Below are 21,235 nucleotides of genomic sequence, written 5' to 3' on the forward strand. Positions count from 1 at the left end.
AGTTCACGTATGTCCGGTAGGTGTTTCTGCAATCGGTTTGTTCAGCGCCTTGAACATAACGATATACATGATAGAAGTCAAGAACGAGAAAGCAATAACCGCCCACAAGTAAGAATGAGCATTTGGCGCTTCGAAGAAAATGAGCATGATCGCTACATAGAAGAGCACAGTTGTCAGCTTGCCCATCCAATTCGCAGGTACCGTCTTTTTTCCCCGAAAATGAAAATACAATCCCCCGGCTATCATTCCCAAATCGCGCAAAAACATCGCCGCAGCAGCAGCCCATGAAATATGGCCGGAGATGAGCAGCGATACAATAACCGTGATGAGCATTAACTTATCAGCGAGCGGATCAAGCATAATGCCGACCAACGTAACCTGACCGCTTTTGCGGGCGATATAACCATCAAGAACATCGGTAATACCTGCTGCAACCATAATCAGAAACGCTGGAATCATATGTCCTTTTACGAACACCACTATGTAGACGGGGATCAATACAAAACGCAATGATGTTAAGAGATTCGGCAGATTCAAACTCTCACGCTCCTCTACCTATTGCTGACTGTCCACCATGGTTCCCAACTATTATACAACTACCTCCCGTAAAAATAAAACTATCACTGCTTCGCAATGCCCGCTCTGCCGGTTACAAGCCCTTATCGCCTCGAGGTTTACTAAAATTTAAATAACAAATATTGCCTTCGTTATTCATTTTCGCCGTCCCTTTACCGTTAATAAAAGAAAACTTTACTTTAAACAAGAAAGGACAGGGATGTAGTGAATTTTAGTTTACGCTTTAGCATGTCGTTGAAAGAAACTCGCAGGTGGCTGGCAGCTGTGCTTGCAATCGCAATGATTATGACCTCGGCAACGGGCGTCGTAAACGCCGCAGAAGACACCGTAACCGGCATTGAATTTACTTATGATGCGTCGGATTACAACAGCAGCACATCATCGCTCGAAGTATTCGTTGAAGATGATAAGGTCAACTTATCCGTATTTGCCTCCATCTCAGGCTCGTCATCAAAGAAGGATATTACTACGGAAGCTACATGGAAATCTTCCAATACTGCGTACGTAAAAGTAGAAAAAGGCGTTTTAACCGGCGTTGGCAAGGGAACCGCGACGATAAGCGCTACTTATAAAGGCTTTACGATTTCCATCAAGGCAGCTTCTGATTATGTTTATGATTCCATTACCCTTATGCAGAACGGAGTAACAGCTCCCGTATCTAAGGATATTGAAATCGGACAACCGCTGTCCTTCACGCTGAACGGAACGAAAGGAAGCGTGACCGATTTAGCAGTCACAACCGAAGCGGTATGGACAACCTCAAACGCCGCTGTCGCAACCGTTGATGAAGGTGTGATTACATTAATCGGTGTCGGCTCTGCAGTGATTTCAGCTAAGCTGAAGGGCAAGTCTGACACCATCACGCTTAATGTCACATCACCCTATAAGTCGATAACGATCGATAACGCTGCTTCCGGCAATTTAGTCGAGTTAGACATCGGCTATGACGATAAGGTATTAACAGCCTCGGTMGCTCCCAAAACAGGCGGTACTGAGCCCGTCACGGACGTTGCCAAGTGGGTCAGTGCCAATGAAAAGATCGCTACCGTAAAAAAAGGCGTGGTATCAGCGGTAAGCGCAGGTAAAACAACCATTACCGTCTCCTATAAGGGCGCATCCACAACTGTCGATGTCGTCGTCCGTACAGCTTTCCAATCGATCAAGCTGTCGCCGGAGAAAGAATATCACATGCTACTGCAGGATTCGCCGATTCAAATAAAAGCGGAAGTTCTAAACAATTCCAACGTGACCTCCGATGTGACAAGCCAAGCCGAATGGACGTCCTCGAACGTTGTAGTCGCTACCGTTTCCGCTGGTAAAGTGACTCCTAAGTCCGTAGGCACAACCAAAATTACGGCAAGCCACAAAGGCGTAAGCCGCAGCATCGACATTACCGTGTATCCAAGCGTTAATGAGCTAAGCGTGGAGAGTGAGACCATTGATGGCTTTAAAGGCATCAGCGGGGACCTGCCGACCGTTACCGCAACAACCTTTGACGGAACGAAGGTAGACGTCTCCAAAATCGTTACCTGGACTTCCGCCGACGAGAAAATTGCAATCATCAAAGACGGAAAATGGACAGCGAAGGAGCTCGGCGAATCCACGCTAACCGCATCCGTACAAGGGCATAAACTCGAAGTGAAGCTAATCGTTCACGTGAAGCCATTGAAGCTGATTGCTGATGTGAAGGATCTGAGCATTATTTTAGGAAAAGAAACACCGTTCCCTTCTGTAACCGTCATTAATGAGGATGGCGAGGAAGAAGATGTCTCAAGCAAGATCAAGTGGAAAACGACCTCCGAGGATATCATTTTGAAAGATACGACCATGAAGGGCTTGGATGTAGCCAGCCTTACGCTGACAGCCACGTACTTGACCAAGAGCGTATCCGTTCGGGTGAAGGTCGAAGAAGAAATCGTTAAGCTTGTCGTCGACCCCGTTTCGGTTGAGCTATATCCGGGAAGAACCAAATCGGTTAAAGTAACCGGATACTATAAAAGCGGCAAACAAGTTTCTTTAGGCTCAAAAATGAATTGGGAAGTCGGAAATCCGAGTATCGCAACCGTCAGCAGCACATCCGTTAAAGCGATTGCTGTTGGAACGACAAAGATTACCGGTTCCTACCAAGGAAAAACCGTCGTTGTGCCCATCGTAGTGGTTCAGAAGCTGAAATCGCTGCTTCTATCTAGCAAATCGGTACAATTGAGTGCAGGCGGAACTTATACCGCTAAGCTGCAAGCTAATTTCACGACGGGCGATCCTGCCAACGTTACGGAGAGCGCCGTTTGGACATCCTCCAAAGCAAGCGTCGCGACCGTTGTAGATGGCAAGATTGTCGCCGTCAGCAAAGGCACGGCATCCATTAAAGCAACCTATGCAGGTAAGAGCGTAACAATACGGGTAACTGTCAAATAAAGCGGATAAGGGCTATCCCAGGCTTCATTCAGACCTGGGATAGCTTCTTTTATATCAAAAAAGGTTATCCCATAAGCAGCCGCAGCCGTTTATCGGATAACCTTTTTTTATTTCTATATTCATTAGGATTCAGCAAACACGAGATCGTACAAATGCCGCCACGTCGCCCAGCTGAATACTTCGCCCTCTGCTTGCTTGCCCAAAACGACATAACCTATATAGAGGCCTGCCACAAGCATGATAACCATTATAAGCGGCACGATGCTTTTGCGTAATATCCACAGCAGCGTGCTTACCCCTTTGGACCGTTGCTTCTTTTTGGAGCCTCCGTCAGCCTTAGCGCGGCTATTGCGCTTCTTTCTGCCGGTTCTGCCCTCTTCCGCTGTACTCCCGAACCCGCCTTCTTCGCGGTCCATTCGTTCATCGGCCATACTCATCACCATCATCCTATCCTTATGCGCGCAGCCCGTTCGTAAGGCTCATCATTGTATCACTTGATGATAAAGCTCTAGCTGCCAATTGATAAGCGCGCTGCACATTAATAAGCTCGGTCATTTCATCCGTGAGCTCCACATTTGATTGTTCCAAGTACCCTTGACGCAGAACAATGCTATTTTCCGAATCCGGTACGATTTGCTGTACAACATCTCCAGCGTCAATTCCATTAGCAACAACAAACAGATTGTCGGAAACCGCAGTCAATGCCGCAGGGCGGGAAGCTTGCAGCAGCTTTATGCTGCCTAGCTCTATCGTTCGCTCAGAAGATACTCCAAGCACGCTTCCATCCGGATTCACGCGAAGACTGTACCCTTGCGGCAATACGATATTGCCTTCAACCATGTTCCCAGTCAAGGGGTCTCTCACGTTAGCAACGACCGGATAACCGTCTTCCGTTGCCAAAATCGTATCACCGTTTGCGCCGACCGTCAACTGAAACGCCCCGTTTCGCGTGTAAGCACGGTTGCCAGCAGCGTCCACTTCTACCTCAAACAGCGCATTGCCTTCAATCGCAATATCCGTTTCTTTATCCGTTCCCTGCATGGGCCCTTGCGATAAATTTGGTTGAACCATCGTCATTCTTGAGCCCCAGCCTTGCGTGAAATCCATTGGCGTTTTACGGCCGGGCTGACTGAACGCTTCAGGCTGGCTTCTTAGGTTCGTTAGAAGATCCTCGAAGGTCGCTTCCTTCCGCTTGTATCCTACCGTATTTACATTCGCAATATTATCAGCAAGAAGATCGAGCTTCTGTTGAAGCCCATTCATCGATACCATCGCGTTGATCATTGAACTGTTCATGTTTCGTGCACCTCCGCTGCTTCAACCTGTTGCTTAAACGCGACCGACCTCGTTAACCGCTTTGCTTAAGCTTTGATCGTAAAATTGGATAACCTTCTGGTTCGCTTCATAAGCCCGCAGCGCCGACATCAGGTCAACAGCCGCTTGCGCCGCGTCGACATTCGAACGCTCGACATAGCCTTGCCTCACTTCAACGCGCTCACCCGGAGCAATGGCAACCGCTTCGCCGTCCTCGTCTGCAAGGCGAAAGCTTCCGTTCCCTTCACGAACCAGCATATTCGGATTATCAACGCGGCTAATTAGCAGCTGTACGCCTATATCCTGTCCATTCGCATCGATAAAGCGTTGATCTCCCGTTAACATCAATCTGTCAAGCCCCACGCCGGCAGGCATTTGAATAGGCTGTCCGTCTGTGCCAAGCACGCTTGATCCATCGCTGCCCATAAGGAAGCCTTCCTCCGTCAACGTAAACTTCCCGCCCCGCGTGTAACGAACCTCGCCGTTTTGATCCTGCAGGGTAAAGAAGGCTTGCGGCTGATAGGTGACTTCTCCGTCCGGACCAACATTTTTGCCGGATGCATCAAAAGCCAGTCCGTTCAATTCAATGTTGGAAATCAACGCGAAATCCGATGAGTTATTCGTCTGCGTTAAATCACCTTGCAAATGAATAGACAAGCTCTCCTCCGCAAAAACGCCGTTTGTCAGTTTCCCGATCTTCGTATAATTTTCTTCTCCCGCTCCAGTTAAAGAAAGCATCATTTCCGGAAAAGAACGAGTTACCGCATTGGTCTGTTTATAGCCAGGCGTATTTATATTTGAAATATTATTCGTGACGGTATCATGTCTGCGCTGCTGAGAAATCATGCCCGACGCGGCGGTATATAAGCCTCTTAACATCGTTGTTACCTCCCTGGATGCTTCCAATCGATCTTACTATATATGTTATCGGTTGAAAGCAAGGCTGCCTGAATAGCTTGTCCTGCGACCTATGACTCATTTACGTCTCGGCTACGCCCCCCTAAGGCTTCCTACCCACGCAAATGTTATTGTTTTAGGCCGCATCTATCTTTGCTTCTTCCCGAGCTTGTCCAAGTTATCCAGCAAAATTCCAGTTCCTTTAACGACGCAGTGCATAGGATCCTCTGCAATGAGCACCGGCACCATCAGCTCTTCCGCAAGAAGCGCATCAAGACCTCCGAGCAAAGCGCCTCCGCCTGTCAAAATAACGCCGCGGTCAATAATGTCTGCCGACAGCTCCGGCGGCGTGCGCTCGAGTACGGCTTTAGCTGTCGATACAATAGACATAACTGAATCCCACAGCGCCTCGCGCACCTCACCCGAACGAATCGTGAGCGTAAGAGGAAGCCCCGAGACCATGTCACGGCCGCGAATATCGATCTCTTCTTGCCGTCCACCCTCAAGCACTGTTCCGATCTTGATCTTAATGTCCTCGCTCGTTCTCTCGCCGATGAGAAGCTTGTATTTATTTTTGATAAACTTCATGATCGCATCGTCGAACTTGTCCCCCGCAACCTTAATGGAGGAGGCAGTGACAACGTCGCCCATAGAAAGAACGGCCACGTCTGTCGTGCCCCCGCCAATGTCAACAACCATATTGCCGCTAGGCTGGAAGATATCCATTCCAGCCCCTATCGCGGCAGCTTTCGGCTCATCCTCAAGAAAAACTTCCTTGGCACCGCTGCGTTCCGCAGCTTCACGAATTGCTTTCTGCTCTACTGAGGTTATATTGGTTGGCGCACAAATCAGTATTCGGGGACGGCTAAACCATTTCCGTCCCTCGACACGGTCAATAAATGCTTTTAGCATGATTTCCGTAATTTCAAAATCCGCAATAACACCATCGCGCAGCGGTCGAATCGCTATGATGTTGCCTGGCGTCCGGCCTACCATGCGATGCGCTTCCTCACCTACGGCCAGCACGCGCTTCGTATCGCTTTCAATCGCAACGACTGAAGGCTCATCGAGCACGACGCCTCTACCTTTCACATGAATGGATACATTGGCTGTACCAAGATCGATCCCGATATCCTTGCTCAACATAAGGCTTAAGTCCCCCAACGAATAATAATTACAAAACGTACGTTTGGTTCCCTTGACACTGAAACCGCTAACGTTTATTATTCGCCAAAAAAGACAAATTTCCTCTATAATTCGAGAAAAAACTTCACAGTTTCCCGGCAGCGAGTACCTCACGCTTCTTCGTGCTCGTTTTCTTGTATTTGATCTTGGTCGCTTCTCCTCCCCTCAGATGCCGAATGGATTTGTGGTACTCGAGAATGTGCTTAACCTGATCGGCCAAATCGGGGTTTATTTCAGGAAGCCGCTCAGTCAAGTCCTTGTGCACCGTACTTTTGGATACACCGAACTCTTTGGCGATCGTTCGCACCGTGTGCTTCGTTTCCACGATGCAGCGGCCTATTTTAATGGTTCGCTCCTTGATGTAATCGTGCACGTTCCCGCCTCCCTACTCGAGATAGTTTGGTACATTATATGAGTAGGTCACGTATATATTCGTTATGGTCAAGCCTGACAAGCCGGAATGTGAAATATTTTTCAGAAAAACGTAAAACAGGCAGGGATTTACTCCCTGCCTGTACGTCTAAAGTCCTATTTTTGAAATTTTCACTCCGTGATTAGCGAGCTTGGATTAACCGGCTTGCCGTTGCTGCGTGTTTCATAATGAAGGTGAATGCCAAGGTCGCGTTCCAAGTCATTGCGTCCAGCTTTTGCGATCACGGTACCTTGCGTAACATCATCGCCCACTTCAACCGCAACATCGGTTACGCTTTGGTAAACCGTTACAAGGCCGCCTTCATGGGTAATCTCAATGACATTGCCATTCGTCGGTTCAGCCTTTACATAAGTGACTTTACCCGATAGTGCAGCCAGCACGTCGAAGGTTTTACCGCTTGGGTCAACGAAGTCAATTCCCATATGCGGGGAGAAGGTTTCTCCTACTTGAACGAGAGCAGCCTCGCGTTCTTCATCGCTTGCTTTTTCGTCATAGAACGGCAGTTCTACTTGAAGTGCGGCTCTGTCAGCCAGCGGCCATTTAATTGATTCATTGCCTGCGATAACTTCTTGCGCTTGATCATCCTTGCCTTGCGTTTCAGTCGTACCCTCTTTTGAATCTTCAGTAGTAACGGCTTTTCCTGTTGTAGGACTCGTTTGATCCGCTCCCTGATAGATCCACATTAAGGTTACGATAATTGCTGCCGCGGCCATGAAGATTGCTGGAGATACCCATCGCTTTGCAAAAAGGCTCTTCCATCCACTGCTAGATTTGGCGGCAGACGTTCCTCCCAGAACGGTTTTGGGAGTTTCTTCTGGTCTTTGCTTCGGTTTACTTTGATTTTGATCATTCATTTTCTATCACCTCACTAGCCATTGTTACCAGATCTGCTAGGTTTATACGTGAGGTGATAATGAAATATTGAAAGAGTTTAAATTAAGAGTGACTGGCGAGCTGTTCCGAAAGCTTTGAAGCTTGCTCCACTTGAACGCTAGAATAGTAATGCGCCAAAATTTCCTCAGCGCTCGCCCCTGATTGCGCCATACCGTTCGCTCCCCATTGGCTCATACCTACGCCATGCCCATATCCGTAGGTGGTAATCCATATCGAACTGCCTTTTATATTCCAAGTAAATTGAGAGGATGCGAGACCGAGCTTTTCTCTCACTTCCCGCCCCGTAAAGGTTGCTCCTCCTATCACTATCTTGCTGATCCGATTGCCAGCGGTCTTCTCTACTATACGAATAGCTGATTTGGCAGAGCTTTTCTTTGCAACTCCGAGCTTCTTGTAAAACTCTTTTAGCGGCAGCTCTACCGTTTCCTTATATCGCGGTGAAATGGCTTCATCCCATGGACTTGCCACGCTTCGCAAATAAGGAATCTCCTGGTTCCAATAGTCCTCCGAATTTTCGGTATACCCGTTGCTGGTGGAAAAGAAGGTTGCTTCGATCGGATCACCTTTATACGTAATGATCTTGCCTCTCGTTTCTGCAACCGCATCATTCAGTTTTTTCATGTTTGTTTTCTGTTCTGCCTTTGGCCATTTTTTGGCGAGATCCGCGACAGAGACATAAACCTGGTGCTCAATCGTATCCGTCACATCTGCGCCTTCAACCGGAACCCCGCTGTCATTGCCTTGAACGATTCTCCGTATCATATACGTACGCGCGGCAATGGCTTGCGCCTTTAGCGCCTCCAGCTCAAAGCCGATTGGCATTTCCGCAGCCACAACGCCGCGGACATAGGTTTCGAGCGGTACACGCTCAATTCGTTTCTCCTCTGTCATATAGACACGGACCACGAGACGATCGAGTATCGCAGGCGTCTCCGCATTCGATTGACCGCCTGCAGCTGGATTCGTCTTCTGCGGATTGGCTTCTTTAGAAGTAGTCTGCCGCTCCTCGGTGTCCTTCGGAGTATTAATAGAAGACTCTGCTTGTGTATCCTTCTCCGCCAAATGATTCTCCGTTATGTACCTTGCGGCTTGCGCGCCCCGGAGCTCATTCAGCGAAAGCCTCACTAGCAGCACAGAGGCTCCCAGCATTGCGCCTACAGCAAACAAAGCCAGCCCTCTGCTTGTCCGCACTCGACTGATCAACGAAACTATTGAATACATCCCTATCCTTCGCTTCATGAGCTCTCCTTCCACCTTGGCCGGGGGAGAGTTTATAAGAATCCGCTAGCGAGGAGTCCCTCTCTCTTAAACCGGTCCTGATGGTACATTCTATGAGCGCGAATGATAGGGTAGAACCGTTAAACGTCTAATCATGGCGAAGGGCGTCAACTGGCCGCAGGCTTGCCGCTTTATTCGCAGGCAAGTAGCCGAATATGACACCGACGAAAGCAGAGAACACAAAAGCCAGCCATACGGTATCTATTGGAACCTCCGTTTCTGTCTTCATTACCATTCCGATAGTAAAAGAGGCGATATAACCAAGACCAATGCCGAGTGCGCCTCCAAGACCGCTTATGCAAACCGCCTCTACCAGAAATTGAAATAAAATATCACGCTTCTTAGCTCCCAATGATTTGCGAATGCCAATTTCACGCGTCCGTTCCGTTACTGACACGAGCATGATATTCATTATGCCGATTCCGCCAACGATAAGCGATATGATTGCTACATATATAAGCTGCCTATTCATCGTTTCATTAACCGAATTCAATGTCTCCATCGCTTCTTCTTGATTAAGCACCCGGTACGCATTCTCATTCCCTCGGAATTTCTCATAGAGAACAGCTTCAATCCCCGTAACGGTCCTATCCATCAGCTTTGTATCTGACACGATTAGGTTAATGGTAGATACACCGCTTGTTTGAAATATTTTTTGAGCCGTCGTTACGGGAATTAATATTTTCTCGTCATTCGAGCCCGTAAGCGAGCTGCCCTGCGATTCAAGCAGGCCAACGATCGTAAAGTTGTAGCCGTTAATTGTTATTTTTTTGCCGACAGCGGCAGACGGGTCTTCACCCTCATCCTCGAACAGGTCGGTCGCGGTATCCACGCCGATAAGCGCTACCTTTGTGTTGTTTTTAATATCCGGAGAGGCGATATATCTTCCATCTTGCACCGGAAAATCTTTTACTTCTTCATAAGCGCCCGTAATTCCTTCTACGGTCACCGTTACTTGCGTTTTGCCATACTTCGCATAGCCCGTCGTACTTGTCACCGGAGCAACGCCCGCCACATTGGCAACTTCGCCAAGCTCATTCGCTTCATCCACGGAGAGCGTTGTAACCGTACCCCGGCCAGTAATCGTAACGGAGAGCGAATTCGGACTTCCAAGTGACGATACCTGCTCGGCCACCTCGTTGGAGGATGCCTTCCCCATCGCCACCAACGCGATAACCGTTGCAACGCCTATCAGAATACCAAGCATAGACAAGATCGTTCTAAGCTTGTTGGACAAGACGCTCTTGACTGCCATCTTGAAGCCTTGCGTGAGTTTCATCGCTGCTCCTCCTTCCTTGCTCCTGCTCGGTCAACACCCCATCCCGTATAATTACCGTTCGGCTTGCCCGCTTCGCTACTTCCATATCATGCGTAATCAGCACAATCGTCTGACCCGCTTTGTTTAGTTCCTCCATCATGTTAAGCACTTCCATGCCTGTTTTCGAATCCAGCGCGCCAGTCGGCTCATCGGCAAGCAGCATGGGCGGGTTAGTCGCTAGCGCGCGCGCGATCGCAACCCTTTGCTGCTGGCCGCCCGAGAGCTCATTTTGGCGGTGGTTTAATTTTTGGCCAAGCCCGACCCTCTCCAGCGCGTCCATTGCACGAAGCTTCCGCTCCTTGCCAGGCAAACCCCGGTAAATAAGGGGAAGCTCACAGTTCTCGAGTGCCGTAAGCTTTGGCAGCAGGTGATAGCCTTGAAAAATAAAGCCTATTTTTTTATTGCGCATTTCAGTCAGCTTATTGTCGTTTTGCCCCGTTATCTCAAGGCCTTCCAGCTTATAGCTTCCTTCGCTCGGCAGGTCGAGGCAGCCTATAATGTTCATTAGCGTCGACTTCCCCGAGCCGGATGGACCCACAATCGCTAGAAAATCGCCGTGCGCTACCGTTAGCGACACCTCATGCAAAACGGTCGTCTTTTCCCGCGCCATCATATATGACTTCGTAATATTCGTCATCTCAATTAAAGGAACGTTTGAATTCATACTCATCGCGCACCGCCGCTTGTTGTATTCCGCATTCCGCCTCCGCCAGCCATTCCGCCCGTGCCTCCGCCTGGGAAGGCCATGCCACCGCCGCCTTGGAAAAAGCCCTGCTGCATGGTCATCTCTTCCGTTTCGGTGCCCATGCCGGCCGTTCCTTGCGCAATCGGAACAAGTACGCTGTCACCCTCTGCAAGCCCAGAGACGATCTCTACGAAGCTCGCATCGCTAAGACCTGTCGTCACCTCAACCAGCTGACCTTCAAGCCCGCCCTGCATCCTGCCGCCTGCTCGCCCGCCTGTCGCAAAACCGCCGCCGGCTGCTGCCCCTGCTTCTCCGTTTGCTCCTGCTTGACCTGCCGTGCCACGCTGGCCGCCCGCTGCTGCGCCCGTACCTTGGCCCGCTGCCGGCTGTTCTCCGCTCGCCGCGCCCGTTTGTCCTGACGTTGCTCCCTGCTGACCGCCTGCCGCTGCGCCCGTACCTTGGCCCGCCGCAGGCCGCTCTCCAGTCGCCGCGCCCGTTTGTCCTGACGCCGCTCCCTGCTGGCCGCCTGCCGCTGCGCCAGATCCAGTTGTTGTCCGTCCTTGCTGCTGCCCGCCCGCTGCAGCAGCTTGCTCACCGTTTTCACTAGGTATGCGAACGAATGATTTTGTTCCCATTTCAACGACAGCATTAACCGGCACTAGAACGATGTTTTCCTTGGACGCAATCGTTATAGCCGCTTCACCAGACATGCCGACCTTGACTCCTTCAATATCTGTAAGAAGGATGTTCACCTCAAACGCCGACGAGCCATTGTTCGAGGTGCCTTCCATTGCAATTTCGGATACGGTCGCATCAATCGTATGGTCCGTAATGGCGCTCAAAGACAGATCAACGGCTTGGCCGACCTTTACCGATGAAATATCAAGCTCATCTACAGAGGTAACAAACTCCAGCTTGGTATAGTCCACAATAGTCGCTACTGTAGTATTGGCATTGACTTCATCGCCCACTTCAATATCCATTTCCGTAATTTCTCCGTCAATCGAGGCGGAGACTACCTTTTCCTCTTTCGCTTGCTCATCATATATATCTTGCAATTGCTCCTCGTAATCAGCTATTTCCGTGTTCGCGTCTTCTATATTTTTCTGAAGGGATTGCTTCGTTGCCTCCTCGTTTTCCGTTCCCGTTGCTTCCTTATAATTCTCTTGGAATTCTTCTATCGATTGTTCCAGCTTGGTTATGCTTTTTTCTATCGTTGAAATTTTGTCTTCATTATCTTCTGCGGCCTCAAATGTAACGAGAATTTGGCCAGCTTTGATTTTATCCCCTTTTTTCACATTCACCGTCGCAATCGTACCGCTCTTGCCCGCCGTGACCGTCTCCCTCGAATTTGCCGCTACCGATCCCGTACCGCTAATTTGTTTTAAAATAGATCCTTTTGTAGCGGTTACCGTACGAGAAGTGGGCGTCTCACCTGCCGCTTCCTTCTCTTTCGCAAAATAAAAATAATAGGCACCTGCCCCTGCAGCAGCCAGGATAATGATAATGCTGAGCCCTATCGTCCATTTCTTCATCTACTGTAATCCACCTTCCATCGGTCTTAGTAAGTTAGAATATAGCACGCAAAAATGAACGGAAGATGAACAAGCCTGCGTTCGCGGCCCCCAAGTTTTGACTTGCTTCATGCCGACATGTACAGCACAAAAAAGAGCATAGCCCCTTCGCCCAAAGAGGGAGAAGGAACTATGCTCTTACCATTACTCATTTAAAAAGGCGGAAGCTCTTGCAGAACGGGCAGCGAGGAAATTGCCCCTGCTCTTGTCGTTGTCAGCGCCGCAGCGGCATTGGCGAACGAAACCATCCTTTGCGCCTTTTCTGCATCAATCCCGCTTACAGCACCGTCATTCAGCAGAATCTGGTACAGCAGGGCGCCTATGAAGGCATCGCCCGCTCCCGTTGTATCTACTACCGCTGCCTTCTGACCAGGCGCAGCTTCTTGGTAGTGTGGCGTATACCATACTGCTCCTTCAGAGCCCCTCGTGTATACGACAGCCTGTACATCCCCGATAAATAAAGAAGAGATAGCCTCCTCCTCATCCTCGATACCCGTAATAAAAGCTAGCTCGTCCGAGCTAATTTTGACCAAATGGCTCTGCGGGATGAATTGCAAAATCGTTTGCCTGCACTCCTCATGATTCGACCACAGCGGCAGCCGTACATTGGGATCAAAGCTGATGAGGCCCCCTGCTGCTTTCATCGCCGCAATCGCCTTGATATGTGCATATTTAACAGGAGCTTCAATGAGATCAACCGAGCAATAGTGCAGGATATCTCCCTTCGCGAACCGATCCCCGCGGATCTCATCCTCAGAAAGCAGCATATCCGCGCTAGGATTCCGATAGAAAGAAAAATCCCGGTCACCGTCTGCCTTTAAGCTGACAAAGGCAAGCGCCGTATTCGCTTCATTCGTTCGCAGCACGAAACTTGTATCTACACCGGCTTCCTCTAATGTTTCCACGAGAAAATCACCAAAGGCGTCGACGCCCAGCTTACCGATGAATGCGCTGCTTCCACCCAGTTTCGCCACTGCGCAGGCAACATTAGCCGGAGCACCTCCAGCCTCCTTCCGAAAGCCAACCACATTCTTTAATTCAATTCCCCGCGTATCCGGAATAAAATCAATTAACGCTTCACCGATCGTATATACTTTCGACAGCTTAAGCCCCTCCTACTTGATATCCCATTTTTTAAAGGATACCATAGAACATAACCCTTCGGCATACGCTTGAATGCCTAGTGAATTACTGCCGGGGTAAACTCGGCCTGTCATCACCTTTTCGCCGCCCTGTATAAAGATCTCGACGGAGGATTTATCGACGAAAATATGCAATGCGAGCAAACCATCCTTGAGCGCTATTTTTGTTCTGCGCTCCCCGCCAAGACCGATGCCTGACTTATCACGGTTAAATCGGAAGATTCCTTCCGTTTGACGATAGGATAATACAGTCTCTTCCCCGCCGTGTACCCGCAGCTTCAAGCCAAACTCCTCCGCCTGGTCCGCCTGAAATACAACCTCCAGCTCGTAGCAGTCTCCACAGGTTTCCATGTCTTTAACGCCAGTCAAAAGAACATTGCCTATCTCATAAGCGTTATGCCTGTACGCCTTCACTTCTTCCAGCGGCTTAAACAGCAATGATTTCCCTTGCATGACGACCTCTCGCGGCATCGTCATCGCTCCTGCCCAATAATGGCCAAGCTGCGTCGGAATTTCCGTCTCCCACGTTTCCATCCAGCCCATGATGATTCGTCTGCCTTTATCATCGATCGTTGTCTGGGGTGCATAAAAGTCAAAGCCGCAGTCTATTGGCTCATAGCAATCATAACTAAAGCTGCTTTGCTCGATATCCAATCGGCCGACCATATAAGTGGCGGAGTGGAGATTATGATAGTCGTCTCCTTGCGCAGGCATACGCTGCGGCGACATCACAAGCACGTCATGTCCACCCAGCTCGAACAGATCCGGACACTCCCAATTATCGCCCAGCTGACCATCGCTGCGGGCGATTTCGCCTACCAGGCTCCAATTCCCAAGATCCTCCGAGCGATATAATAAGATGAGGCCAGTGCCTTGCCCATCATTTGAGCCTATTACCGAATAATAAACACCTTCGCGTATAAATACCTTAGGATCTCGGAAATCCTTCTGGCTTACGTCCGCTGGTATTTGCTCTGATCCGATGACAGGGTTGCTTGTCAGCTTCTCAAAACGAATGCCATCCTCGGATACGGCAATGTTTTGATTTTGGCGGTAATCATTTTCCTTATCCGGACCCGTTATTACATGGCCGGTATACATCAAATACAGCTTCCCGTCTCGCTCAAAAGCGCTGCCGGAGAAGCAGCCGTCGCGATCGTAATCCTGATCCGGTGCCAGAGCTACAGGCAGATACTCCCACGTTATAAGGTCGCGGCTCACAGCATGTCCCCAGTGCATCGGCCCCCATACCGGTTGATACGGATAATGTTGATAGAACATATGGTATTCGCCGTTATAATAGATAAAACCATTAGGATCGTTCATCCAGCCAAATTCGCCCATTAAATGAAAGCCCAGCCGGTACTGCTCTTTCATCAAATATTTACGCTCTGCAATAAATGTGTCGGCATTTTCTCTCGTGTACAAAATAAAGCATCCAACCCTTACTTGTTATTTAATTGAACCTTGCATAACTCCTTGGATAATATATTTCTGCGCAAATAAGTAGACAACAAGCACAGGCAAGATCGTCAGCATAAGACCAGCCATAAGCGGACCGTAATCAACGGTGTACGTACCGAAGAAATAGAAAGTAGACAGCGGCAGCGTCCGCTCGTTCGGTGCGATCAGCACTAAGGATGGTAATAGGAAATCATTCCAAATCCATAACACATTCAAGATCGCAATCGTAACCGTCGTCGGGGCAAGCACTGGAAAGACAATGCGAAAAAAGGTTTGCGTTCGCGTACAGCCATCAATAAGCGCCGCTTCTTCCAGCTCAGCCGGTATGCTTTTTACAAAACCATGGTAAATAAAGACCGCAAGCGGACTTCCAAATCCGATATACATATAAATGAGGGCCCATTTGCTGTTTAAGAAACCAATGGAGCCGTATATTTTGACGAGAGGGATCATAATGGCTTGGAACGGAATAATCATTGCCGCTACCATTAAGAAAAAGGTGTACTGATTCAGCTTCGTTTGATTTCTTACAAAATAATGAGCCGTCATAGCTGCCAGAAAAGAGATCAGTATGACGCTAAGCACCGTAATAACGACCGAGTTCGTAAATGCAGAAACGTACTCCATTTTGCCAAATGCATTCGTATAATTTGCGAAGCTGAAGCTATCCGGCAAGGACAGCGGACTTGATGTAATAGCCTTATTTTCCTTAAACGAGTTGACCAGCAGCATCAAAAAAGGAAAGACAAAAAGAACTAAGCAAATGAGGAGGGCAATGAATTTCGTCCAAGCAAGTGCTCCATTTTTATTTTCCATTACGCCTCAACCTCCAGCTTCTTGCTAAAATAAACCTGAGCAATGGTAATCGTAGCTACCAGCAGGAACAGAACGAAGGCCTCAGCTTGGCCGACTCCATAGTCTCTCGATAGGAATGCCTTCTCGTACACATGCATCGATACCATCTCCGTGCTTTTGAACGGACCGCCCTTCGTTAAAGAAAGGTTCAAATCATAAACCATAAAGCATCTTTGGAGAGATAAAAAGATACAAACGATAAACGATGGTACCATCAGCGGCAAAATCATTTTGCGCATTTTGGTCAACAGGCTCGCTCCATCGATACTTGCCGCCTCCAAAATGTCCTTAGGCACATTCATTAGTCCGGCCACATAAATGACCATCATATAACCTGCATATTGCCATACCGTTACAATAATCATCGACCAAAAGGCTTTATTCGGATCAGCCAGCCAAGAGGCGCTAAGCAGCGGGATACCCCACTCTTTCCCTACATATACAAATACATTGGAAAAAATAAATTGCCACACAAAGCCCAGCACAATACCGCCCACCAAATTCGGAATGAAGAATCCGGCTCTGAACATACTTTGCCCCTTCAAGCCGCTCGTTAGAACATAGGCCAGCAGGAAGGCCACCACATTAATAAGTGCAACTGAAATAAATACGTATTTCAAAGTCAGTAAAAAGGACTTCCAAAACACAGCATCCTTAAATACCGATGCGTAATTATCAAACCCCACTAAACTGCTTGATGTCGATATGCCGTCCCAGTTCGTGAAGGTTAAATATATGCCATACAAGAAAGGAACAATCATTACAGCTAGAAAGGCAAATAAAGTAGGTCCGGTAAACAGCAGCCGCAGTCGCAAGCGATTCCACAGCCCTTTTTCCGTTATCATCATGATCCCTCGCATTCATGCATGTTATTTGGTGAATCGAAACATAGATAAGAGTAAGCGGCTTACCCCGTCACATTCGCTGGGTAGGCCGCTGTCTTACTGCAAATGTTTATTTAACGGCTTTCCAATAATCCTCGATTTCTTTGGTTAATTCCGCGCGATCACCTGCGCCAGCCAAATATTTTTGCATCGCGGCACCTAACTTAGCCCAATGGTCTGCAGGAAGCGTGCTCATTGAATCCTGTGTTTTACCATTTGCGATATGCTCAGAAATCGATTTCGCAAGAGGGTCCTTCGCTTCAAGCGTAACATTCTTAAACGCTGGAATGATGTTCGCTTTATTTACAAGGAAGTCTTGCCCCTTCTCGTTGTATACCATCCATTCCAAGAACGTTTTTGCAGCAGATTGCTGCTCAGCCGTATTCTTCTCTTTGTCGAGCACCAAACGTTTCGAAACAGCAGAAGAAATTTGTGTATTGCCGAAATCATCTGCATTGTTGCTCACCGGTACTGGAAGGAATCCATACTGACCGCTCGCGGTATCAAAGCTGCTAATTTGCGGCCATGCCCAGTTCCCTTGGAACCAAATGCCTACTTCGCCTTTACCCAGCACTTCCGGTCCTCTCTCATAGGTACCGGACAACGGGGATGCCTTATCGATGTTGTATTTTGCCATCACATCAAACGTATCCATCAAACCATTAAAGACAGCGTTGCTTGCCAATTCGACTGTCCCTGCTTTCAAATCTTCTACGAACTTCGTAACCGCTGCAGTATCAGCAGATTGACCCGCGTAAGCTAGCGGTAAATAGTGAGCACCGAGCGACCAATCCATTGGGGAAATGATTAGCGGTGCTTTCCCGGAGGCCTCGATTTTTTTGAACAGCTCTTCCAGCGCGTTTGTCGTGTTGATCGTCGCGGGATCAAACGACCCGCCTACCGCTTTATCTACAACCGCTTTGTTATAGATGAATCCATATCCCTCAATGGCAAGCGGGAAAGCGTAGTTTTTGCCATCGAACGTCGTAAGCGAAGTGCTGCGGTCAACCGCGTCGGCCATCCACTTCTCGCCGCTCAAATCAAGCACACGATCCTTGAATTTCTCAACATCGCCTGTGTCCAGCATTGTAATAGTTGCTGGATTTCCTGAGGCATAAAGTGCCGATGCTTTCTCAAAAGGAGATTGTCCAGCAGGTACTGGTATGATTTCAAGCGTTATGTTCGGATAGTCTTCTTTAAATGTTTTTGCCGCTTCTTCCAGCGGGGCTTGAATTTCACCCTTAGAGTTAAGCAGCGTTATTTTCACTTCTGATTTTTCATTAGATGAACCTGCGTTACCGGAATTACTGATATTGCTGGAATTACTGGTATTACCAGAATTGCCGCAGGCCGTAACAACCATAACAGCGATAAGCGACAGCGCAAGCACCTGTATCCACTTCAAAGATTTCATATCATTGCCCCCGATTCTTTAAATTTATAAACGGCTTACCGATCGCGTAAACCGCTTTCATACCGTATTATATATTCGTAAAATTGATATGTCAATCGTTTGACATGTCAAACGATTGACATATCTTAGAAAAATAAAAAAACCCTTATTTCATAAGGGATTTTCATTGTACTGCTATGTGGTTGCTCTTTCAACAAGAGACACAGGAATAATATTCTCGGTCTCGAAAAAATCCTCATTCAGCTGCTTCACAATTAAATCGACCGCCATTTTCCCAATTTCTGAAATCGGCTGTTTTATCGTCGTTAGCTCCGGCGTTATCCATCTAGCAGCCTTTACGTCGTCGTAGCCAATAATTCTCACATCGTCTGGAATTCGTTTGCCTGCAGCCATGCATTCCTTAACGGCGAATGCAGCAATAATATCACTCGTTGCGAATAGGCCGTCAATGTCGGGGTGATCCTTGAACAGCTGATAAATTTTTTGTTCATATTGCACTTGATCAAATACATTCATATCTGTCTGTATGATAATGTGCTCAATTCCATGCTCCTCCATCACTGCTCTAAAAGCCTCAGTTCGCTGGTTTGCCAGCATCTGCAGCTCCAGATTTCCACATATATGCGCTATTTTTTTACAGCCTTTACCTATCAACAGGTTCGCAGCAAGATTTCCACCCGCAAAATTGTCCGAGGAAATAAACGGGATTTCACCACTGATTTGGCGATCAATCGTCACGATCGGGGAGCTTAAATTTTTGTATTCTTCTACCTGCAGGGTGTGGCTTCCCATAATGATACCATCGACACGATTTCGCTTGAGCATTTCGATGTAGTCCTTTTCCTTAAGCGGATCGAGCTCCGAGTTGCAAAGCAGCATTTTATAGCCCAGTTCATAAGCATAGTTTTCCACATGGTTCGCTAGCTCACTAAAAAAAGGATGAGATACGCTAGGGATGATTAGTCCGATTACGTTAGATTGCTTTCTTAATAATGCACGAGCAATTTCGTTTGGCTGGTAATTAAGCTCCTCCATGGTCTTGTATACCTTGGCTCGAGTTGCCTCACTAATATAACCGCGATTATTTAATACGCGGGAAACCGTCGTTACGGATACGTTCGCTAATTTTGCCACATCATGTATCGTTGCCATGGCTGCCCCTTTGCATTTTCAGTCGTTCTACCCATTATAGCGAAATGAATTGCAAAATTATACTCGTTCTGCGGCTCAAAATGCTTGTATGATATGTTCTTTCTCACCTGTTCCATACAATAAAAAGAAGCTGTTTCAGATAAGTCCGTTACGGCTTATTTGAAACAGCTTCTTCGTTTTGCGTATGGATAACCGTTAAGCCCAGGTTGGCTGCACTTTAAGAACAGCTACCTCTTTTTCACGCTTATAAGGTACAGCTGTGTCTGCCTCTGTTACCGCTGCGGAAATAGCGACCACGGACGCTTTATCCCGAGATGCCGATGCAGCATTGCCTTGCTTGCTTGAAGATGCTGCGGCAGCAGCGCTCTCTTCCATTGACTCGACGCGATGAATATCCGCGCCAAGAGCAGCGAGCTTACCTGTAATATTGACATATCCGCGATCCACATGATGCAGACCGGTTACTTCCGTCTCACCGTCAGCGCGCAGCGCTGCACATATAAGCGCTGCTCCTGCTCTCAAATCGGTTGCACAGACCTTTGCGCCTGTAAGCGGCAATCCTCCGCTGACAATCGCCGTACGTCCATCCACCTTGATTTGAGCGTTCATTTTTTGGAATTCCTCAACATGCATAAAACGATTTTCGAACACCGTTTCCGTCACGACGCTCGTGCCTTCCGACACTAGCAGAAGAGCCATCATTTGCGATTGCATATCTGTCGGAAAGCCCGGATGCGGCAATGTTTTGACATCGACGGATTTCAAAACAGTCCCCGATTGTACCCGGATACCATTATCGCTTTCCGTAATTTCCACGCCCATTTCTTGAAGCTTGGAAATAACCGGTGTCAAATGATCGGCAATCGCGCCTTCTACGAAGACGTCGCCGCCCGTAATCGCCGCAGCAATCATAAACGTGCCAGCTTCAACGCGGTCAGGAATCACATTATGCACTGCGCCGTACATGCGGTCTACGCCTTCGATACGAATAACGCCCGTACCGGCGCCGCGAACCTTGCCGCCCATTGCATTAATGTAATTAGCCAAATCAACAATTTCCGGTTCTTTGGCTGCATTTTCAAGAATCGTCGTGCCTTCGGCTAAAGCAGCCGCCATCATTATATTTTCTGTTGCGCCAACGCTAGCTACATCCAAATAAATCTTCGCACCCTTAAGTCGAGTCTTCGTGCTGGCTTCGATAAACCCATGTCCAAGCGTAATTTCTGCGCCCATCGCCTCAAAGCCCTTCAGATGCTGGTCAATCGGACGAGTGCCGATCGCGCAGCCACCCGGCAGCGAAATTCTCACCTTGCCTATACGACCCAAAAGCGGTCCCATCACAAGAAAGGATGCTCGCATTTTACGGATAAGCTCATAGGGAGCTTCAAAAGACGTAATAGCTCGCGCTGAAATGCGCATGGTTTCATTGTTATAGGATAGTTGTGCGCCTAAAGAGGCGAGCACTTTCTGAATCGTCATAACGTCGTCGAGGAGGGGTACGTCATGGATGACGCTGTCTCCTTCTGTCGCCAATAATGAGGCCGCTAAAATGGGGAGTACTGCATTTTTTGCTCCGCTAACACGGACCGTTCCCTTCAAACGCTGGCCTCCGCGGACGATAATTTTGGTCATCTTATGGTTCCCTCCGCGAACTGCAATTTCTATTACCTAATCGTGAATAATCTGGAATTTCTCATTTTACCCAAACCTCATCTTATCACTCATTTACATGAATCGACAAGCGTTAAATTATTG

The 21,235-nt window shown here is 48.2% G+C and carries 19 protein-coding genes; 1 reads left to right on the plus strand and 18 read right to left on the minus strand.

What is annotated here, in order from left to right; all coding sequences use genetic code 11:
* Positions 1-3: 3 nt before the first annotated feature.
* Entirely contained in the window at positions 4-537 is a 534-nt protein-coding gene (locus tag AC1DLI_RS06620; protein WP_308995222.1) for a CDP-alcohol phosphatidyltransferase family protein, read from the minus strand.
* A gap of 243 nt (positions 538-780) precedes the next feature.
* Between AC1DLI_RS06620 and AC1DLI_RS06625 the strand changes: the two genes are divergently transcribed.
* Positions 781-2,991, plus strand: a complete 2,211-nt coding sequence (locus AC1DLI_RS06625) for an Ig-like domain-containing protein (RefSeq protein WP_477600795.1) — start codon at positions 781-783, stop codon at positions 2,989-2,991.
* Between the two features lie 122 nt (positions 2,992-3,113).
* Here the strand turns inward: AC1DLI_RS06625 and AC1DLI_RS06630 are convergent, their stop codons facing one another.
* The 17 genes from AC1DLI_RS06630 to murA all read right to left on the minus strand — a co-directional run bounded on the left by AC1DLI_RS06630 (position 3,114) and on the right by murA (position 21,112).
* A complete protein-coding gene (locus tag AC1DLI_RS06630) occupies positions 3,114-3,428 on the minus strand; it encodes a DNA-directed RNA polymerase subunit beta (RefSeq protein ID WP_477600797.1) in 315 nt (104 codons plus the stop codon).
* A 16-nt stretch (positions 3,429-3,444) separates the two neighbouring features.
* Positions 3,445-4,287 carry a flagellar hook-basal body protein gene (locus AC1DLI_RS06635; protein ID WP_477600799.1) on the minus strand — a complete coding sequence of 281 codons (843 nt, stop codon included), beginning with the start codon at positions 4,285-4,287 and terminating at the stop codon, positions 3,445-3,447.
* Positions 4,288-4,320: 33 nt separating this feature from the next.
* Positions 4,321-5,184 carry a flagellar hook-basal body protein gene (locus AC1DLI_RS06640; RefSeq protein ID WP_477600801.1) on the minus strand — a complete coding sequence of 288 codons (864 nt, stop codon included), beginning with the start codon at positions 5,182-5,184 and terminating at the stop codon, positions 4,321-4,323.
* Between the two features lie 165 nt (positions 5,185-5,349).
* The gene (gene mreB, locus AC1DLI_RS06645) at positions 5,350-6,348 is read right to left on the minus strand and encodes a rod shape-determining protein MreB (RefSeq protein WP_477600803.1); all 999 of its coding nucleotides are present in this window, start codon (positions 6,346-6,348) and stop codon (positions 5,350-5,352) included.
* Between the two features lie 124 nt (positions 6,349-6,472).
* Positions 6,473-6,760, minus strand: coding sequence for a sporulation transcriptional regulator SpoIIID (gene spoIIID / locus AC1DLI_RS06650; protein ID WP_053373789.1), 288 nt, complete (start codon positions 6,758-6,760; stop codon positions 6,473-6,475).
* Positions 6,761-6,930: 170 nt separating this feature from the next.
* On the minus strand, positions 6,931-7,674 hold the full coding sequence (locus tag AC1DLI_RS06655) for a peptidoglycan DD-metalloendopeptidase family protein (RefSeq protein WP_477600805.1): 744 nt from the start codon (positions 7,672-7,674) through the stop codon (positions 6,931-6,933).
* Positions 7,675-7,756: 82 nt separating this feature from the next.
* Positions 7,757-8,953, minus strand: a complete 1,197-nt coding sequence (gene spoIID / locus AC1DLI_RS06660) for a stage II sporulation protein D (RefSeq protein ID WP_477600807.1) — start codon at positions 8,951-8,953, stop codon at positions 7,757-7,759.
* 127 nt (positions 8,954-9,080) lie between these two features.
* Positions 9,081-10,271 (minus strand): ABC transporter permease, encoded by a 1,191-nt coding sequence (locus AC1DLI_RS06665; protein ID WP_477600809.1) that lies wholly within the window; start codon positions 10,269-10,271, stop codon positions 9,081-9,083.
* A complete protein-coding gene (locus AC1DLI_RS06670) occupies positions 10,213-10,980 on the minus strand; it encodes an ABC transporter ATP-binding protein (protein WP_477600811.1) in 768 nt (255 codons plus the stop codon). The genes AC1DLI_RS06665 and AC1DLI_RS06670 overlap by 59 nt, the downstream gene beginning before the upstream one ends.
* The gene (locus AC1DLI_RS06675) at positions 10,977-12,530 is read right to left on the minus strand and encodes an efflux RND transporter periplasmic adaptor subunit (protein WP_477600813.1); all 1,554 of its coding nucleotides are present in this window, start codon (positions 12,528-12,530) and stop codon (positions 10,977-10,979) included. Before AC1DLI_RS06675 ends, AC1DLI_RS06670 begins: the two co-directional genes overlap by 4 nt.
* 191 nt (positions 12,531-12,721) lie before the next feature.
* Positions 12,722-13,672, minus strand: coding sequence for a carbohydrate kinase family protein (locus tag AC1DLI_RS06680; RefSeq protein ID WP_477601183.1), 951 nt, complete (start codon positions 13,670-13,672; stop codon positions 12,722-12,724).
* A 12-nt stretch (positions 13,673-13,684) separates the two neighbouring features.
* Positions 13,685-15,139, minus strand: coding sequence for a glycoside hydrolase family 32 protein (locus AC1DLI_RS06685; protein ID WP_477600815.1), 1,455 nt, complete (start codon positions 15,137-15,139; stop codon positions 13,685-13,687).
* A gap of 24 nt (positions 15,140-15,163) precedes the next feature.
* Positions 15,164-15,991: a carbohydrate ABC transporter permease gene (locus AC1DLI_RS06690; RefSeq protein WP_308995367.1), complete on the minus strand. Its 828-nt coding sequence runs from the start codon at positions 15,989-15,991 to the stop codon at positions 15,164-15,166.
* The gene (locus AC1DLI_RS06695; protein WP_477600818.1) at positions 15,991-16,875 is read right to left on the minus strand and encodes a carbohydrate ABC transporter permease; all 885 of its coding nucleotides are present in this window, start codon (positions 16,873-16,875) and stop codon (positions 15,991-15,993) included. The genes AC1DLI_RS06690 and AC1DLI_RS06695 overlap by 1 nt, the downstream gene beginning before the upstream one ends.
* A 109-nt stretch (positions 16,876-16,984) precedes the next feature.
* Entirely contained in the window at positions 16,985-18,328 is a 1,344-nt protein-coding gene (locus AC1DLI_RS06700) for an ABC transporter substrate-binding protein (protein WP_477600820.1), read from the minus strand.
* 174 nt (positions 18,329-18,502) lie between these two features.
* On the minus strand, positions 18,503-19,480 hold the full coding sequence (locus AC1DLI_RS06705; protein ID WP_477600822.1) for a LacI family DNA-binding transcriptional regulator: 978 nt from the start codon (positions 19,478-19,480) through the stop codon (positions 18,503-18,505).
* A 195-nt stretch (positions 19,481-19,675) separates the two neighbouring features.
* Complete coding sequence (gene murA / locus AC1DLI_RS06710) at positions 19,676-21,112, minus strand: UDP-N-acetylglucosamine 1-carboxyvinyltransferase (protein WP_477600824.1); 1,437 nt, start codon at positions 21,110-21,112, stop codon at positions 19,676-19,678.
* Between the last annotated feature and the right edge of the window lie 123 nt (positions 21,113-21,235).

This window comes from Paenibacillus sp. 01T443 (assembly GCF_056398325.1).

Coding starts and splice junctions, on each gene's coding strand:
- AC1DLI_RS06630 (WP_477600797.1), bottom strand. CDS start 3,428: ATGAGTATGGCCGATGAACGAATGGACCGCGAAGAAGGCGGGTTCGGG.
- AC1DLI_RS06635 (WP_477600799.1), bottom strand. CDS start 4,287: ATGAACAGTTCAATGATCAACGCGATGGTATCGATGAATGGGCTTCAA.
- AC1DLI_RS06640 (WP_477600801.1), bottom strand. CDS start 5,184: ATGTTAAGAGGCTTATATACCGCCGCGTCGGGCATGATTTCTCAGCAG.
- mreB (WP_477600803.1), bottom strand. CDS start 6,348: ATGTTGAGCAAGGATATCGGGATCGATCTTGGTACAGCCAATGTATCC.
- AC1DLI_RS06655 (WP_477600805.1), bottom strand. CDS start 7,674: ATGAATGATCAAAATCAAAGTAAACCGAAGCAAAGACCAGAAGAAACT.
- spoIID (WP_477600807.1), bottom strand. CDS start 8,953: ATGAAGCGAAGGATAGGGATGTATTCAATAGTTTCGTTGATCAGTCGA.
- AC1DLI_RS06665 (WP_477600809.1), bottom strand. CDS start 10,271: ATGAAACTCACGCAAGGCTTCAAGATGGCAGTCAAGAGCGTCTTGTCC.
- AC1DLI_RS06670 (WP_477600811.1), bottom strand. CDS start 10,980: ATGAGTATGAATTCAAACGTTCCTTTAATTGAGATGACGAATATTACG.
- AC1DLI_RS06675 (WP_477600813.1), bottom strand. CDS start 12,530: ATGAAGAAATGGACGATAGGGCTCAGCATTATCATTATCCTGGCTGCT.
- AC1DLI_RS06690 (WP_308995367.1), bottom strand. CDS start 15,991: ATGGAAAATAAAAATGGAGCACTTGCTTGGACGAAATTCATTGCCCTC.
- AC1DLI_RS06695 (WP_477600818.1), bottom strand. CDS start 16,875: ATGATAACGGAAAAAGGGCTGTGGAATCGCTTGCGACTGCGGCTGCTG.
- AC1DLI_RS06700 (WP_477600820.1), bottom strand. CDS start 18,328: ATGAAATCTTTGAAGTGGATACAGGTGCTTGCGCTGTCGCTTATCGCT.
- AC1DLI_RS06705 (WP_477600822.1), bottom strand. CDS start 19,480: ATGGCAACGATACATGATGTGGCAAAATTAGCGAACGTATCCGTAACG.
- murA (WP_477600824.1), bottom strand. CDS start 21,112: ATGACCAAAATTATCGTCCGCGGAGGCCAGCGTTTGAAGGGAACGGTC.